Consider the following 14,628-nt stretch of genomic DNA (forward strand, 5'->3'; position numbering starts at 1 on the left):
ATGGCACACGAAACCGTGGCCCGGTCACGACACACAGACTTTGAGGATACGATAATGACTTTTGAATTGACCCTTAAACGCACAATCGGTGCCCTTCTGGCGCCTATGGTGGTGCTGGCAATTTTCGCCTTTGCATCCCCGGCCCGCGCACAGGCCGCAGACGTTCCCTTGTGGAAGCTGTCGGACGCGGACGGTGAAATCTGGCTCCTGGGCACGGTTCACATCATGAACCCAACCATCCAGTGGCGGTCGGACAAGATCAGCGCGGCTTTTGATGCCGCTGACACACTAGTGACAGAAGCGCCAGCTGTGGATATTGCGCCCGCAACCCAGATGAAACTTGTGCAAACATATGGTATCAACCTGTCCGGCCCATCCTTCCTGACCAAACTGAGCCCCGAAGCACGCAGCAATTTTGAGGCGGTTCTCACGTCCATGGGGCAGCCCGCTGCCGCTGTGAACAACTTCGCGCCCTACCGGCCCTGGTTGGCCGGCATCAGCCTTCAGGCCTTGATGCTGCAGGCCCGTGGCGGCAGCCCGGAAGCTGGCGTAGACAGCATCCTGTGGCGGGAAGCAAAGGCAAAAGGCAAGTCTCTTGCTTACCTTGAGACGCTGGACCAGCAGATGCAGGTCTTCGGCAACCTGAGCTTCGAAGACGAGCTGGCTTTCTTTGAGGAAAGTGTGCGTCAGATGGTGGAAGACCCGGACATGCTGGATGAGATTGTTGACCTATGGCTCACCGGCAATATGGACGCGCTTGGCGACAAGATGCAAGCCGCCATGGTGGGCCAGGACTCGCTGGCCAACGCGCTCCTCCTTAACCGCAACATGGACTGGGCAGACCAGATCAAAACCATGATGGACGGCGAAGGCAAAATCTTCATCGCGGTTGGCGCTGCGCACCTGGCAGGTCAGGATTCGGTGCAGGAACTGCTGAAAGAAAAATACGGCCTGACCGCAGTGCGGCAATAGCAACGCGTCAGGTTCGGACAAATAAAAAGGGCGGGCCCGGCTGGGGTCCGCCCTTTTCTATTCCTGTCAGGCCTGCTTAGCGGCTGGCGAGACGGATATGCTCTGGCAGTTCAGCCATCTCAGCGCTTGGGCGTTCCCAAACCTGATTGTTGCACAGGTTGCGCTTGCAGGAGGCAACCTTCAGCGTGCCGTCTTCGAGAAGCTCGATGCTGCCCCCACGTTTCTTGCCGCTTTCGAGGTCAATCACTTTGCCTTTGTTCCAGAAGTGGCCTTTGGAAAGGTTGGCGCGCGATGGCTTGAGGCCCAGCAGTACCAGGGTTTCGTCAGGCGTGCCCGCTGGGCTCCAGACCACATCGCCACACAGGCGGGATGAGCCTTCATCACAGGCTTTGATTTCAACAACCTGGCCCTTATCGCCAGTCAGCCAGAAGCCTTTTACCAGGTCTGCGTCTGCGGCAGTGGCACCTGAGGTTGCCAGGCCGGTCAGAAGGGCTGCTGCGCCCAGTGTTTTTACAAAAGTTTTCATCTCTTTGTCCTCGCGTTCTTTGGGAAGGATATGTCTGCGGCCACGGGCCGTTTCTGTGCGACACCAACAAAGGAGCTCATTACGCGCTCGGTTACATGGTGCTGCATATGGCGGGGGCGACCTTTTAATACCACCCCCAATAAACGCATAGCTGAACTTTCATTAATGTATGAGCTATGCATTTTCTTTGGCCCCCGTAACGCCCAGCGGGGCCCGGCAGCGGTCTGGATCACCCGTTACCCGGGCCAGATAATCCGGGTGCTCGGTGCCCATAAGCCGGTCCCACCAGCTGAAATAAAGGCCGAAATTATAATTGCCATTGGCGTGATGCATGTCGTGGTGGGTGACAAGCGTGAGCCACCCCAATAGTGGGTGCACGGCCCAGCGACGCGGAAAGAGCTCATAGCCAGAATGGCCCATTGCGTTCCGGATGATCATATGACCAAGGAACAACCACATCGCCAGGCCGTGCATGGGAAGAAGGAGAAGGGCAAGCGGCACGAAAAGCGCGTGCACAGCAGCCTCCGGCATATCGAAACTATAGGACGCCCAGGGGCTGGGGTTATGAGACCGGTGATGCAGCCAGTGGATATGCTTCATCATGCCCTTGAGGTGCATCAGCCGGTGCGTCCAATAGAAATAGGCATCGTGCAGGATGATGATGGCAATCAGCGAAAAGGCGAAATAGCCCCAGCCATAATCGTCAATGTCGCCATAGATTTCCATCCAGCCTGCTTCCAGCCCGAATTTGGTAGAAAGCCCAACCACACCGAATACAAAAACGGTAATCAGAGACGCACGGAACTCGCGCATCATCTGCCGCCTGCGCGGGGACTTGGTGCGGATTTTCCGCGTCGCCAGCCACTGCCGCCCGAGCAAGGTCAGGAGGAAAACGCCCCCTGCCCCAAACAGGTAGCGCGCGAAATCGATCGTCAGGATCACTTGGAACCAGTCGATCAGTCCCTCAATCAGGGTTTGGGTTTCCGTGGAAAAGTTCAAGGTTTGTGTCTCCTGCTGTCGTCATTTTATGGCACCCCTGTGCCGGGGTTTTGCCAATGAGCTGAACAACAACAGGAATTGGGGTTTGGGTCTTATCGAATTCGAAATCAGCTAATGATTTCAGAAATCAGCCAGCTTTTTCACCTTTCGGCCAGCCCGCCTAGGGCGCAGCACAACCTACGTGGCGGCGATGGTATTTTTGCGATATTCGGTGGGGGTCTGGCCGGTGCGTTCCTTGAAAGCACGGTTGAAGGGGCCGAGCGAGCCATAGCCCAGATCCATGGCAATTGTCAGGACCGGCAGATTGCGGTCCTCAACGGACGCCAGGCGTTCCTGGGCTGCAGCGATGCGGTGATGGTTCACATAGTCGGCAAAATTCCGGTACCCCATACCCTGGTTGATCAGGCGCCGCAAACGGTGCTCGGGCATGCCGGCCTGTTCTGCCATGCGCGCGATGGTCAGGCTCGGCTCCAGGATAAAGCCTGTGTCCTCAAGTTTTCGGATCACCGCCAGGTCCACAGCGTCGGCAGCATCGCCATTGCCGTTCGACGGGCGCACTTCGGGAACCGTGACGGGCCTTTTGTCCACAAAGAACAGATCCTGTCCACCGCTCGCAGTCAGGCGCCAATGCAGGTAAAGCGCGATTGCCAGGAACGAGCTGGACTGCAACAAAAGCAGGTAGGGTTCAAAACCGTAGCCGATGAGGAATACCTCCGCGACCATCACACCCGCACTGATGATAATCACCCCGCTAACGAAAACGGTGCGAAATCGCCTCCGTGCTTCAACAAGGTCGTCATTGCGGCCACGCCAGGCAACGTAGGTCAGGTGCGCCAGGATGCCAATGACGATGGCAATGGTCAGCGCGCCTGCGACTGTCATCTGGGTATGCAGCGCCATGCCTTCCAGCTGTCGCCATTCATAGAAGGCAACTCCACCGGTGACCACTTTCGCCACCGCAACTGCCACATGCCAGCGCCGGATACGGAAGTGGTCGTCAAACTGCGACAGGGAAAACAGCCAGGCTGCAACGGGGCTGATGAAGGCAAACGGAAAAAACAGATAGTCCGCATCCACACCGAAAAGCGTCAGCCCAGGCTTTGATGCGAGCAGGTAGGCCGCCGAACAGATGGCCGACAAGCTGCCAAGCCAGCAGGCCAGCCGGTCACAAAAGTCGCGGACCATCAGCACCGACAGCCATACAAGCATGCCAACAGCATTATACCGGATGATATCGTCGAGTGTTTCCAACAGCCAGACCCTCCCCAAGCGGAACCGCAAATATATATGGGAAAGCATTTTCCAATTGCCAGTCCCGATTATCAGACCAGAACACGGTTGACCTTCATCCTTGCATGGCGGTCGCGAATTCTGTAAACGGTTAAGACATTTATTTATAAAGACATAAATCGTATTTATCGATTACAGAAATCGAGAACGCACGGTTGCAATTGCCCCGCAGAAGCATACAGTATGGCCCACCAGCGCGGGGGTGATTCCACGCCCCATCAGGCACGCTTCATTCACCGCGCGCGCATGAGATTTGAAAATTTATCACCCATAATCAAGGAGGGGCACATGGCCGTTCTCGCAGGTAAACAAGCACCGGACTTCACTTCCGTCGCAGTCATGGAAGACGGTTCCATCAACGAAGAATTCAACCTCAAGGACTACCTTGGCGGCGACTATGGTCTGCTGTTCTTCTACCCACTGGATTTCACTTTCGTATGCCCATCTGAAATCCTGGCGTTCCACAACCGCATGAACAAGTTCAAAGAGCTTGGCGTGAAGGTTGTGGCTTGCTCCATCGACAGCCAGTTCAGCCACGTTGCATGGCGCAACACGCCGACCAAAGAAGGCGGCCTGGGCCCGGTTGATTTCCCGATGGTTGCTGACGTCACGAAGCAGATCGCCCGCGACTATGACGTTCTCATTGAGGACGCTGGCATCGCACTGCGCGGTACCTTCCTGATCGGCAAAGACGGCCTGGTGTGGCACCAGACTGTGAACAACCTGCCGCTTGGCCGTAACGTTGACGAATTCGTCCGTCTGGTTGAAGCGCTGCAGTTCCACGAAGAGCACGGCGAAGTATGCCCGGCTGGCTGGAACAAAGGCGACGAAGGCATGAAAGCCGACGCCGCGGGCGTTGCTGCATACCTCGGCAAGCACGCTGACGAGCTTTAAGCCAAAGCGATCAAGTATCGTCATTCACCGTTTGCGAAGCTGGTGGTACGCCACCTGATCGGCGAATCTACAGCCAGGGGCACCGCCCCCGAAATAGACTAACCGGTCAAGCCGGTGAGTGACGAACAGACAAGCAAAAGCCCCGGCCATAACGGTCGGGGCTTTTTTGTCGAGTCTATCGGAGGGGTTATAGACACGACCTGATAAAAGCCACGGCATCCCGCGCCATGGCGATCCTGTGGAACAACGACAGGAAGGCATGGATGGTGCCTTCAAAAACCCGGCAATGAACCTCCACACCTTCGGCCTCAAGCCGGTCCGCGAAGGCCAGGCCCTCATCCCGCAGTGGGTCCAGCCCCGGCAATACGAGAATGGTTTTGGGCAACTTTGCCAAATCCGGGTTCCCGGCCAGGGACACCAGGGGATGATCCCTGAGCCCTTCAAATTCCAGATAGTCAAGGGTTGCGGCCTGGACAGAGGCCTCTGTCAGGAAATAGTCGCCGCCCCCATACATCTGACGGGAAGGATAACGCCGGTCGGCCCCTATGCGCACATCGATCATCGGATAGGCAAGCACAAGCGCCTCGGGCAAACGCTCACCCGCGCGGGCGCAGCGCAGCGCCACCGCCGCAGCCAGGTTTCCCCCTGCGCTGTCCCCAAAAAGGGCAATATTGTCCGGGTCCCCTCCCAGCTGTCCGGCATTCTCCCGAAGCCAGGCATAGGTATCCGTGCAATCGTCAAGCCCGGCAGGAAACTTGTGTTCGGGTGCCAGACGGAAGTCTACCAGAACGACCAGCCGCCCAAGGGCATTTGCAAGCAAGGCACCGAGGGGCACATAGGGCCGCGCGCCTGACAGTGCCCAGCCACCGCCTTGCATCATGAAAAGAACCGGCAGCGGTGCATCAGCTTCGCCATCAGGCTGCAGGGCCAGCCCATGGATGGGCACGCCCTGACGGCTTGGCAGTTGAAACTCCCGCACTGCGACGGTGGGGGCCTGGGCCCCTGTTTCAAGAAACATGGCTTCCAGCCCCAAGCGCCTTTCCGGCACCGTCATGTCATCAAATGAGGGGCCCTCAGCAGCTGCAAGCTCAGCCAGCAGCTGCTGGGTATCAGCGTCCAATATTGGCTTATTCATACACCCGGCCCTAGAAACGGAACTCAAGGCCCGCGGCCCAGGTGCGGGGCGCGCCATAATATCCCATCTGGAACCCAAGGCTCGCAGACAGGTCAAACCCGTGCGTGCGGTAGCGCGTGTCGGTGATGTTCTTGACGCCTGCATAGAGGCTCCAGCTGCCGCTTGCCGCCTCGTAGGCAACCCGGGCGTTCAACAGGCCGTACCCATCCTCAGCCAGGATTTCGCTGCTGCTGACGGTGGGATAGGTCTTGCTGCGGTAGGCCGCGTCACCATGCAGCAGGATGGATGCCCCATTCGCGAGGTCGATATCATAGTCGACAGCGGCGAAAAGCGTCCATTCGGGCGCGTTCACCAGATGCCGCTCATCGCTGATGTCCACGCCGCCTTCGCCAATATATTCGTCATACTGGGCATCGGTGTAGCTGACAGACGCCTGCAGGTTGAGGGCGGGAATGGGCCGGGCAGCCAGTTCAAGTTCCACGCCCTTGATGGTGGCGGCACCCGCATTGGTGAACAGGGCCTGGAAGGCGCCGCCTTCATCCGCCGTAAAGCTTGAAAGCTGCAGGTTCTTATAATCGTTATAGAAGGCGGCGATGTTCAGCGTGGCCTTGCCGCCCGCCAGCGTATTTTTGCTGCCCACTTCAAAGGCCCACAGGGTTTCCGGGTCATAGGGCACGGCTTCCGTATCACTGTTGGACCGGCCGTCAAACCCACCGCTTTTGAAGCCTTTGCTGGCGCTGGCGTACAGCATATGGTCGTCATCCAGCTGGTAGTTCATACCAACTTTTGGCGACAGGTTATTCCAGTTTTCCTCCACGACCACATCCGTCACGCGCAGGCCCTGGCCGATCTCGGGCACCAGCGGTGTGTCGGCACCGAAGAATTCCTGAACCCGGGTAAACTCCTTTTCTTCATAGGTGAAGCGCAGGCCCGCTGTCAGCGTCAGCTTGTCGGTCACCGGAATATCCGCCTGGCCGTATGCCGCGTAGCTACGGTTGATCTGATCATTGACGGAATTGGTGATGAAGGCGATCGCCGGGCCAAAAATGCCTGACATGGTGATGTCATGCTCGCGCAGATGATACAGCCCACCCACGAACGACAGGCCGCTGTCGGCCTCGTACGACAACTGGAATTCCTGGCTGAACTGCTTCTGGTCCTCGTCCACAAACACACCCAGGAAGGCAAGGGCCGTGGCGTCCAGGTCAAGATGAGTGTCATAATTCATGGTCCGGTAGGCGGTAACGGACTTGAGCGTCATCGAGTCGCTCACGTCATAGGTGGCGACACCCGAAATGCCTTTGGTTTTCAGCCTGTTCAGATCATTGAAATCGGCGTCCACTTCAAAGGGCTCGTCGCTCGCCGGCACCACGCCGAACACGCTGGTTTCCCGGTTTGGCGTGCGCGATGTATCGCTGTCGTCGTCACTGATGTCCGCGTTCAGGTCGAACATGAAACGGTCACTCAGGTGGGCACGCACCGCGAACCGGGCGCTCAGGGCCTCCTTGTCGCCGTCATCCTCGCCCGTCACGCTGTTGGTGGCATAGCCGTCCCGCCCATTATAGGCCACCACAGCCTTGGTCAGCAGCTTGCCTTCCACAAGGGGGGGCATCCACCGCCACCCTGGCCCGGCGCTGGCCATAATTGCCGCCCGCAACCTCGGCCGTCACGCCAAACTCATCCGCTGGCGCCTTCGAGACAAATTTGACCGCGCCGCCGATGGTATTGCGGCCATAAAGCGTGCCTTGCGGCCCCCGCAGCACCTCAATGCGCTCCACGTCATAAATATCCAGGAAACTGCCCTGGGCACGCCCCAGATACACATCGTCCAGATAAATGCCCACGCCAGGGTCCGCGAACGCCAGGCTGTCCACCTGGCCGATACCGCGCACATACACCACAGCGTTCGACGCATCACCCACATGCAGTGTCAGGCCCGGCACACTGTTCTGGATATCGCCGACATCCGTGGCCTGCAGCCGCGCCAGCGCGCGCGCTCCAAGGGCAGTCACAGACACCGGCGTATCCTGCAGGCTTTCCTCCCGCTTGCGCGCGGTAACCGTGATTTCCTCCATCTGGAAACCGGTATCCTGTTCCGTGTCCTGCGCCGATACGGGCACTGCTGACACAAGTGCAATTGCCGATACGCTGCCCAACACAGCAGTCCGGTATAATTTAGGCATGGTTGTTTCTCCCAACATACTTCCTTGGCCTTGGGGGCCTCTCCCACGCCTAAGCCTGCATATTGGAAACAACAAAAAAATCGAAAAGATTGGGGTAATTTTATCCGCAAAAGCTGCGGATATTTTTCCGTCAGGCCTGACCATTCTTCTGGTGAGGCAGAAAAGCTTCTGCAGTGCGCAGATAGGTGCGTTCCAGATGCCCGCGGATTTTGCTTTCAAGCATCTCTGACGGCATCACATAAGTGGTGCGGCGGTCGCTTTCACTGCGCACCTTCAACAGATACCCGTCCTGCACCGCTTTTTTCAGCCTGTCTTCCCGGGTTCGAGCGGAACCGGTTTTCATCATCTGGCAGGCTGCATTGATGGTCAGCGACCGGCCTTCCCACGCGCTGGTGACAACGCCCACGAATAGATACCAATATTCCTGCGTGAAATAATGCGGGTGGCCTTCAAACACCTTGTCCCAGTCGCGCGCATAGGCTTCAAGCGCCTCCATCCACTGGATAAGGCGTTCTTCTGGCACCATTTTTTCCGCCGGCTCGGTCATGCGGATACCATGCCCAACTATCCATGGTTGGGCAAGATATAACTCTGTAGGCCCAGCTATTCGTGATGATGGCGGGAATCCGCGGGTGCTTCGTCCCGCGCGTTCAGGCCATAGTCCCGCACCACATGGGCCACACGCAGGCGGTAGTCCCTGAATATGCCCCCACGCCCGCGGGCCTGCCCGGCCCTGTGGGCTTCCAGGTTGCGCCACGCCTGAACCGCCGCCTCATCGCGCCAGAAACTGAGCGACAGATATTTGCCCGGCCGCTTCAGGCTTTCGAACCGCTCGACCGAGATAAAGCCGTCGATGCCATCAAGCATGGGCGCCAGCTCACGGGCGGTACCAAAATAGGCATCTTCCTGCCCGTCCTTCGGCTCCAGCTCAAAGATCACGGCGATCATGCCACCTGCTCCCGCCCCTCAAAGAAGCGCAGCATCTCAGACCCGTCGGCTGCGCGCAGGAAGGTGCGTTCTTCCGACAGGATAAAGCGTTCGCGCTGTGCCATCTGGAAATTGGCGGCCCCGCCCTCGTCGGTTTTGAGGCGCGCGCGGTAGGCTTCATAGTCCGCGAGGCTGTCAAAACAGATCAGCCCAAGGGCGATATTGTCCGTGCCCTCATGGGGCATGAAATAGCCGATCAGATCACCGCCACAGCGCGGGATGATCTCCGCCCAGTTTTTGGCGTAGGCTTCGAACTCAGTGCGCTTGAAGGGATCGAGCGTATATTTGATGCAGCACAGGATGGTCATGGTTTCCTCCATACAAAAGTGATTGCTGCACAGGATTTAGCCGATTGCGGCGCATCCTTGTTTCGATTAGGATCGAACTATGAAAGACGGACCAGACATTGCCCACATCGCCGCCCTGATCGGGGACCCGGCCCGCGCCAACATGCTCACCGCGCTGATGGGCGGCATGGCACTGACGGCCACGGAACTGTCAGCCGAAGCGGGCGTGACCAAACAGACGGCCTCAAGCCACCTGTCGAAGCTGGAAGCTGGCGGATTGCTGACCATCCGCAAGCAGGGGCGGCACAGATACTATCAGCTGGCGGACACGGATGTAGCCGAGCTGCTCGAAAGCCTGATGGGTGTGGCCATGCGCGCGGGGCATGTGCGCACAAGGCCCGGCCCGAAGGACCCGGCCATGCGGCACGCAAGGGTCTGTTATGACCATCTGGCGGGCGACATGGGCATCCGCTTGTACGAGAGCCTCTTGAAACGCGGGCACCTGAATGAGCAAGCCGGCGAACCGGCGCTGACGGTCGCCGGGCGCGATTTCGTCACCGGATTGGGATTGCGGCTTGACGCGCTCGAAGGCACACGCCGGCCGCTCTGCAAAGCCTGCCTGGACTGGAGCGAACGCCGCACCCACCTGGCAGGGTCACTCGGCGCCGCGCTCCTTGATCATATGTACGCAAGCGGCTGGGCCAAACGAAAGCCCGACAGCCGCGAGGTGGTGTTCACCAAAAGCGGCCAGCAGGCATTTGAGCGAAGCTTTGGGGAAGGCTAAGGTTTCCCCAACAAATCTCACCTAGCTCCCTTGAAATTAAATCGTGCGCGATTAAATAGGGTTTATGAGCAACACACCACCATATGCGCCCGATGCGCCTGCGCTGTCGCTGAAGCTGGATGACCAGCTGTGTTTCGCGCTCTATTCGGCGACCAATGCGCTGAAGAAAATGTATCGGCCCATGCTGGACCGGCTCGGCCTGACGTACCCGCAGTATCTGGTGATGATGGTACTGTGGGAACGGGACGGCATGACGGTGTCGGAAATTGGCGAAAAGCTGTTTCTGGATAGCGCTACGCTGACGCCGCTGCTGAAACGGCTGGAAGCCCAGGGCATTCTTGAGCGCAAGCGCGCCGCCGAGGACGAGCGCGTGGTGCGCGTGAGCCTGACAGCGAAAGGCAAAGCGCTGAAGGATGACGCCGCCAGCGTGCCGGGCGAAGCCGTGACGGCCACCGGCTGCACACCAGACGAGTTAACCGCGCTCAGGGACGCCCTCAAGCGCCTGCGCACCGACCTGATGAAAACCGGCTGACGCGTCAGGTCATTCCCCGAACCGATGGTCCTTCCCATAACGGCCCACCCGGTTCACCTGTCAGCCATTTAAATAGTGCACGATTTAATTGTGCACATATAAGGAGATGACCATGAAACTTGAGAAAACACTTTATACCGCCCATGCCACCGCAACGGGCGGTCGCGCGGGCACGGCAAAGTCTGACGACGGGCGGCTGGCGGTTGACCTGTCGACCCCCAAGGGCCTGGGCGGCGATGACGGCGCGGGCACCAACCCGGAGCAGCTGTTCGCCGCCGGTTACGCAGCCTGCTTCATCGGCGCGCTGAAGGCCGTGGGCGGCAAAACCGGCGTCGCGGTGCCGGCTGAAACATCCATCAACGCCAGCGTCGGCATTGGCCCCATCCCAGGCGGTTTCGGCATTGAAGCGGCGCTTGAGGTCAGCCTCCCGGGCCTCGACCGGGACACCGCTCAGAAGCTGGTGGATGCCGCGCATCAGGTGTGCCCCTATTCAAACGCCACCCGCGGCAATATTGAGGTCACGCTGACGCTCAAGGACTAATCGGCAAACAGAAGCCACGGCTTCCAACGGGCCCCGCCACTGGTGGGGCCCTTTTATTTTGCCGCGCGCCCACGCCGCCCTATTCTCATGGCTTGGGAAAAGGGGAATTTTATGGGCTTTGTTCGCAAGGCAGCCGCCGCGCTGATTATCGTTGCCGTCGGGCTTTATATCTGGCTGGCGCCACCGGCGCCGCAGGATGAGACGCTGTTTTATGGCGGCGATGTGGTGACCGTGACGGACGGCACACAGAATACGCTGCTGGTGCGCCATGGCCGCATCGTTGCCGTGGGCGATTATGACACGGTGGCCGCGCAGGCCTCGGGCAGTGCAAAGCGGATCAACCTGAAGGGCCGCGCGCTGCTGCCCGGCCTCATTGAACCGCACACCCACCCGGTCGCGACCGCCCAGTTCGGCGCCACGGTGGACGTCAGCGGCTTCACCCATTCATCCCGCGCCAGTATTATGGCGGCGCTTGAGGAGGCCGCAGACGGCTTCACTGCGGGCGGCTGGATCTTGGCCTTCGGCTGGGACCCGGTGATGGTGGATGACCTGGAACCGCCGACGCTCAAAGAACTGGACGCCATCGCGCCCGAGAGGCCGCTGGTGATCCTGACCCAAATGATGCATGACGCCTATGCCAACTCGGCCGCGCTTAAGGCCGCCGGCATCACGGAAACCACCCCCAACCCCATGGGCGGCGAATTCATCAAGGACACCGACGGCAACTTGACCGGCGTGGTGCGCGAGGTTTCGGCCATCAAGGCCCTGTTTGAGAACGCGCCCAAGCCGCCTGTGGGCGCGAATGAGCTTCTGGTGAACCTGCAGCTGGGCGCCTATGCCCGCGCGGGCTTCACCACCATTGCCGCCGCCGGGCTTGTGGGCAGCGGCGATGATATGCCCGGCCTGATGAAGCGCCTGACGGCAGATGCGAATGCTCCCGTTCAAGCTGTGACTTACGGCCTGCCGCACCAGATTCCCGCTTCTGGCGGGCCGGAAGCCTCACTCACCCCCGGCGCCATCATCGGCGTGAAATTCTGGATGGACGGCTCGCCGTACGCGGGCGGCGCCGCCTTTGCCGAACCATACGAGACCACAGACCTGACAACCGAGCGCCTGCATCTTGAACCCGGCCATATGGGCGCGCTCAATCACGAACTTGAGACCTTCCGCAAGGTGTTCGAGACCTACCACAAGCGTGGCTTTCAAGTTGCCGTGCATGTGCAGGGCGAACGGGCAGTAGACCGGGTGTTGGATGTGGTGGAAAGCGTGCTGGCGGCACACCCCCGCGCGGATCACCGCCACCGGCTTGAGCACAATGCCCTGATCGCCCGCGAGCAGCTTCAGCGTGCCGCACGCCTTGGCATGACCACCAGCTTCTTTGTTGATCACGTGACCTTCTATGGCCACCGGCTGCCGGAACTGGTGGGCGATGCGCGCACCGCCCGCTATATGCCGACGCGCTCAGCGCTTGATGCTGGCCTTCGCATCAGCCTGCATTCAGACAACCCGGCCACGCCGATCGGGCCCATGCGCACCTTGGGGGCCGCCGTGACGCGCCAACCGCGCCGGGATGCCCCCAAGGTCGCGCCCGATCAGGCCCTGACGCCGCTTGAAGCGCTCAGGGCCATGACGCTGGACGCCGCCTGGCAACTGGGCCTCGCGGAAGATCGCGGGTCGCTCGAGGCTGGCAAGGCCGCAGACCTTGTGCTGATGAGCGAAAACCCGCTGACCGTGGCCCCGGCCAGGATTGAGGATATCAAGGTAGAGGCCACCTGGATTGCGGGCCGCCGGGTGGACGCACGCAAGACAACCCGCACCAACGCGGGCCTTCTGTGGGATATGCTGATGGGGATGCTTTAGCGCAGGTCCCACGCAGGCGGTGGCACATCAACCGGCTTCGTCAGGTCAAAGACAATCTCGAACGACCGGCCCGGGCGCGCCAGCCGGTAATGGAAGGTGTTCTGCGCCTGCTCTACCCGCAATTGCCACACATTGGTGACCGACGCTTCAAGGCCGTTTTCCATGAAATTCTCGATGGACGCGTCGTCCACCGGAAAATCGAAGCTGCTTGCGCTGGCGATGGTACGCGTCCGCCCACCATATTGGGTGACCTTGTCTTCACTGCCGTCCGCATGGCGGTGATCATGCTTCAGCTGCATATTGCCGTCCGGCAGTTTGGTGATCACCCACACGCGCGAGCGGTCATCGTCCATGTGAAGCGGGATTTTGAGCTGCGTGTCGGAACAGTCACGGATATGCATGACAATACGCGCATTGCCCCAGCGCGGGTCGTTCGTGCTGTCCTCGACCACGCGGCCCTCAAACGCCTTGCCGCACTGGTCCTTGAGGTCGCTGAACAGAAAATTCGCGCAGCCAAAAGCCGCTGAAGAAACTGCCGTGATTGTCAAAGCAATAATCGTGATGAATCGCATATCCTGCCCTCCGTTTCGCCGCAGCAGAGCAGAATACCAAGCCGATGTACAGATCGGATTTTCGACGGTAATAGACAGCGCTGTCAAAATGCGGCATAAGAGCGAAAACTTTTGGGGAGCCACCAGATGCTTGAGCAGGAAAACAACCGATTGACCATCAGCAGGAGCCACACGCTGGGCACAGACCTGAGTGTGGGCGCATTGGCCTATGGCTGCTGGCGCTTGGCCGGCACGGGTGTGGATGAAGCCGCAGTGAAAATTGGTACCGCGCTGGACGCCGGCATGACCCTGATTGACACCGCTGATATTTATGGCGGCAGCGGGCCGGACGGTTTCGGCGAGGCTGAAGCGCTGCTGGGTGACGTGCTGGCGGCAAACCCAACCCTCAGGGGCCGCATGGTCCTGGCCACCAAGGGCGGTATCGTGAGGGGCCTGCCCTATAATTCCACCAAGGATTATCTGATCCGCGCGTGCGAGGCCTCGCTGAAGCGCCTCAAGACTGATGTGATCGACCTTTACCAGATCCACCGCCCCGACCTGCTGACCGGCCATGATGAGGTGGCCGACGCGCTGCTGGCGCTGCAGTATCAGGGCAAGATCAGGGAGATCGGTGTCTCGAACCACACGCCCGACCAGAGCCGTGCCCTTGAGACCCACCTGGGCTTCCCGGTTGCAAGCCAGCAGCCGGAGTTTTCAGCGCTGGAGATCAGCCCGCTGTTTGACGGCGTGCTGGACCATGCCATGGCCACCGGTGCGCGCATCCTGGCCTGGTCCCCGCTCGCGGGTGGTGGCTTGCTCTCGGATGCCGCAGAGGCGACAGGCAAAGCCAAAGCCGTGATCACGGTTCTGGACCGGCTGGCAAACGCGTACGGCACCGACCGGACGGCCGTGGCGCTGGCCTTCCTGCTGGCGCATCCTTCGGGCGTGATCCCGATCATCGGCACCCAGACACCGGCGCGCATCACAGCGGCCACAGCGGCCTTTGATGTGCCCCTGACCCGCCGGGATTGGTACGACATTCTGGAAGCCAGCCGTGGCGCGCGGATGCCATAAGCCCTTCCCACGC

The 14,628-nt window shown here is 59.8% G+C and carries 17 protein-coding genes; 7 read left to right on the forward strand and 10 right to left on the reverse strand.

Annotated elements, in window-relative coordinates; all coding sequences use genetic code 11:
• Positions 1-54: 54 nt before the first annotated feature.
• Entirely contained in the window at positions 55-972 is a 918-nt protein-coding gene (locus KORLAC_RS03745; protein ID WP_068303286.1) for a TraB/GumN family protein, read from the forward strand.
• Positions 973-1,048: 76 nt separating this feature from the next.
• Here the strand turns inward: KORLAC_RS03745 and KORLAC_RS03750 are convergent, their stop codons facing one another.
• The 3 genes from KORLAC_RS03750 to KORLAC_RS03760 all read right to left on the reverse strand — a co-directional run bounded on the left by KORLAC_RS03750 (position 1,049) and on the right by KORLAC_RS03760 (position 3,748).
• Entirely contained in the window at positions 1,049-1,498 is a 450-nt protein-coding gene (locus KORLAC_RS03750; protein ID WP_068303289.1) for a DUF2147 domain-containing protein, read from the reverse strand.
• Between the two features lie 174 nt (positions 1,499-1,672).
• Entirely contained in the window at positions 1,673-2,497 is an 825-nt protein-coding gene (locus tag KORLAC_RS03755; protein ID WP_074519548.1) for a sterol desaturase family protein, read from the reverse strand.
• Positions 2,498-2,674: 177 nt separating this feature from the next.
• A complete protein-coding gene (locus tag KORLAC_RS03760) occupies positions 2,675-3,748 on the reverse strand; it encodes a helix-turn-helix domain-containing protein (protein WP_068303292.1) in 1,074 nt (357 codons plus the stop codon).
• Between the two features lie 327 nt (positions 3,749-4,075).
• Between KORLAC_RS03760 and KORLAC_RS03765 the strand changes: the two genes are divergently transcribed.
• Positions 4,076-4,681 carry a peroxiredoxin gene (locus KORLAC_RS03765; RefSeq protein WP_068303295.1) on the forward strand — a complete coding sequence of 202 codons (606 nt, stop codon included), beginning with the start codon at positions 4,076-4,078 and terminating at the stop codon, positions 4,679-4,681.
• A gap of 187 nt (positions 4,682-4,868) precedes the next feature.
• Here the strand turns inward: KORLAC_RS03765 and KORLAC_RS03770 are convergent, their stop codons facing one another.
• From KORLAC_RS03770 to KORLAC_RS03795, 6 genes are all read right to left on the reverse strand, one after another.
• Positions 4,869-5,816, reverse strand: coding sequence for an alpha/beta hydrolase (locus KORLAC_RS03770; protein WP_068303298.1), 948 nt, complete (start codon positions 5,814-5,816; stop codon positions 4,869-4,871).
• A gap of 10 nt (positions 5,817-5,826) precedes the next feature.
• Complete coding sequence (locus KORLAC_RS03775) at positions 5,827-7,428, reverse strand: TonB-dependent receptor (protein ID WP_068303300.1); 1,602 nt, start codon at positions 7,426-7,428, stop codon at positions 5,827-5,829.
• Positions 7,376-7,999, reverse strand: a complete 624-nt coding sequence (locus KORLAC_RS03780) for a TonB-dependent receptor (protein ID WP_160328590.1) — start codon at positions 7,997-7,999, stop codon at positions 7,376-7,378. Before KORLAC_RS03780 ends, KORLAC_RS03775 begins: the two co-directional genes overlap by 53 nt.
• 130 nt (positions 8,000-8,129) lie before the next feature.
• Positions 8,130-8,546, reverse strand: coding sequence for a helix-turn-helix domain-containing protein (locus tag KORLAC_RS03785; RefSeq protein ID WP_068303306.1), 417 nt, complete (start codon positions 8,544-8,546; stop codon positions 8,130-8,132).
• Positions 8,547-8,602: 56 nt separating this feature from the next.
• Positions 8,603-8,947 (reverse strand): antibiotic biosynthesis monooxygenase family protein, encoded by a 345-nt coding sequence (locus KORLAC_RS03790; RefSeq protein WP_068303309.1) that lies wholly within the window; start codon positions 8,945-8,947, stop codon positions 8,603-8,605.
• Entirely contained in the window at positions 8,944-9,294 is a 351-nt protein-coding gene (locus tag KORLAC_RS03795; protein WP_068303312.1) for an NIPSNAP family protein, read from the reverse strand. The genes KORLAC_RS03790 and KORLAC_RS03795 overlap by 4 nt, the downstream gene beginning before the upstream one ends.
• A 79-nt stretch (positions 9,295-9,373) precedes the next feature.
• Between KORLAC_RS03795 and KORLAC_RS03800 the strand changes: the two genes are divergently transcribed.
• The 4 genes from KORLAC_RS03800 (at position 9,374) to KORLAC_RS03815 (ending at position 12,990) form a co-directional block, all read left to right on the forward strand.
• The gene (locus KORLAC_RS03800) at positions 9,374-10,057 is read left to right on the forward strand and encodes an ArsR/SmtB family transcription factor (RefSeq protein ID WP_068303315.1); all 684 of its coding nucleotides are present in this window, start codon (positions 9,374-9,376) and stop codon (positions 10,055-10,057) included.
• Positions 10,058-10,121: 64 nt separating this feature from the next.
• A complete protein-coding gene (locus KORLAC_RS03805; protein ID WP_068303324.1) occupies positions 10,122-10,589 on the forward strand; it encodes a MarR family winged helix-turn-helix transcriptional regulator in 468 nt (155 codons plus the stop codon).
• 112 nt (positions 10,590-10,701) lie between these two features.
• Positions 10,702-11,130 carry an organic hydroperoxide resistance protein gene (locus KORLAC_RS03810; RefSeq protein WP_068303327.1) on the forward strand — a complete coding sequence of 143 codons (429 nt, stop codon included), beginning with the start codon at positions 10,702-10,704 and terminating at the stop codon, positions 11,128-11,130.
• Positions 11,131-11,241: 111 nt separating this feature from the next.
• Positions 11,242-12,990: an amidohydrolase gene (locus KORLAC_RS03815; RefSeq protein ID WP_068303330.1), complete on the forward strand. Its 1,749-nt coding sequence runs from the start codon at positions 11,242-11,244 to the stop codon at positions 12,988-12,990.
• Here KORLAC_RS03815 and KORLAC_RS03820 read toward each other — a convergent pair.
• On the reverse strand, positions 12,987-13,562 hold the full coding sequence (locus KORLAC_RS03820) for a hypothetical protein (protein ID WP_068303333.1): 576 nt from the start codon (positions 13,560-13,562) through the stop codon (positions 12,987-12,989). The genes KORLAC_RS03815 and KORLAC_RS03820 overlap by 4 nt on opposite strands.
• Before the next feature lie 126 nt (positions 13,563-13,688).
• Here KORLAC_RS03820 and KORLAC_RS03825 point away from each other — a divergent pair, with 126 nt between their 5' ends.
• Positions 13,689-14,615 (forward strand): aldo/keto reductase, encoded by a 927-nt coding sequence (locus KORLAC_RS03825; RefSeq protein ID WP_068303335.1) that lies wholly within the window; start codon positions 13,689-13,691, stop codon positions 14,613-14,615.
• Positions 14,616-14,628 lie beyond the last annotated feature (13 nt).

This window comes from Kordiimonas lacus, from assembly GCF_001550055.1.
Classification (GTDB): domain Bacteria; phylum Pseudomonadota; class Alphaproteobacteria; order Sphingomonadales; family Kordiimonadaceae; genus Kordiimonas; species Kordiimonas lacus.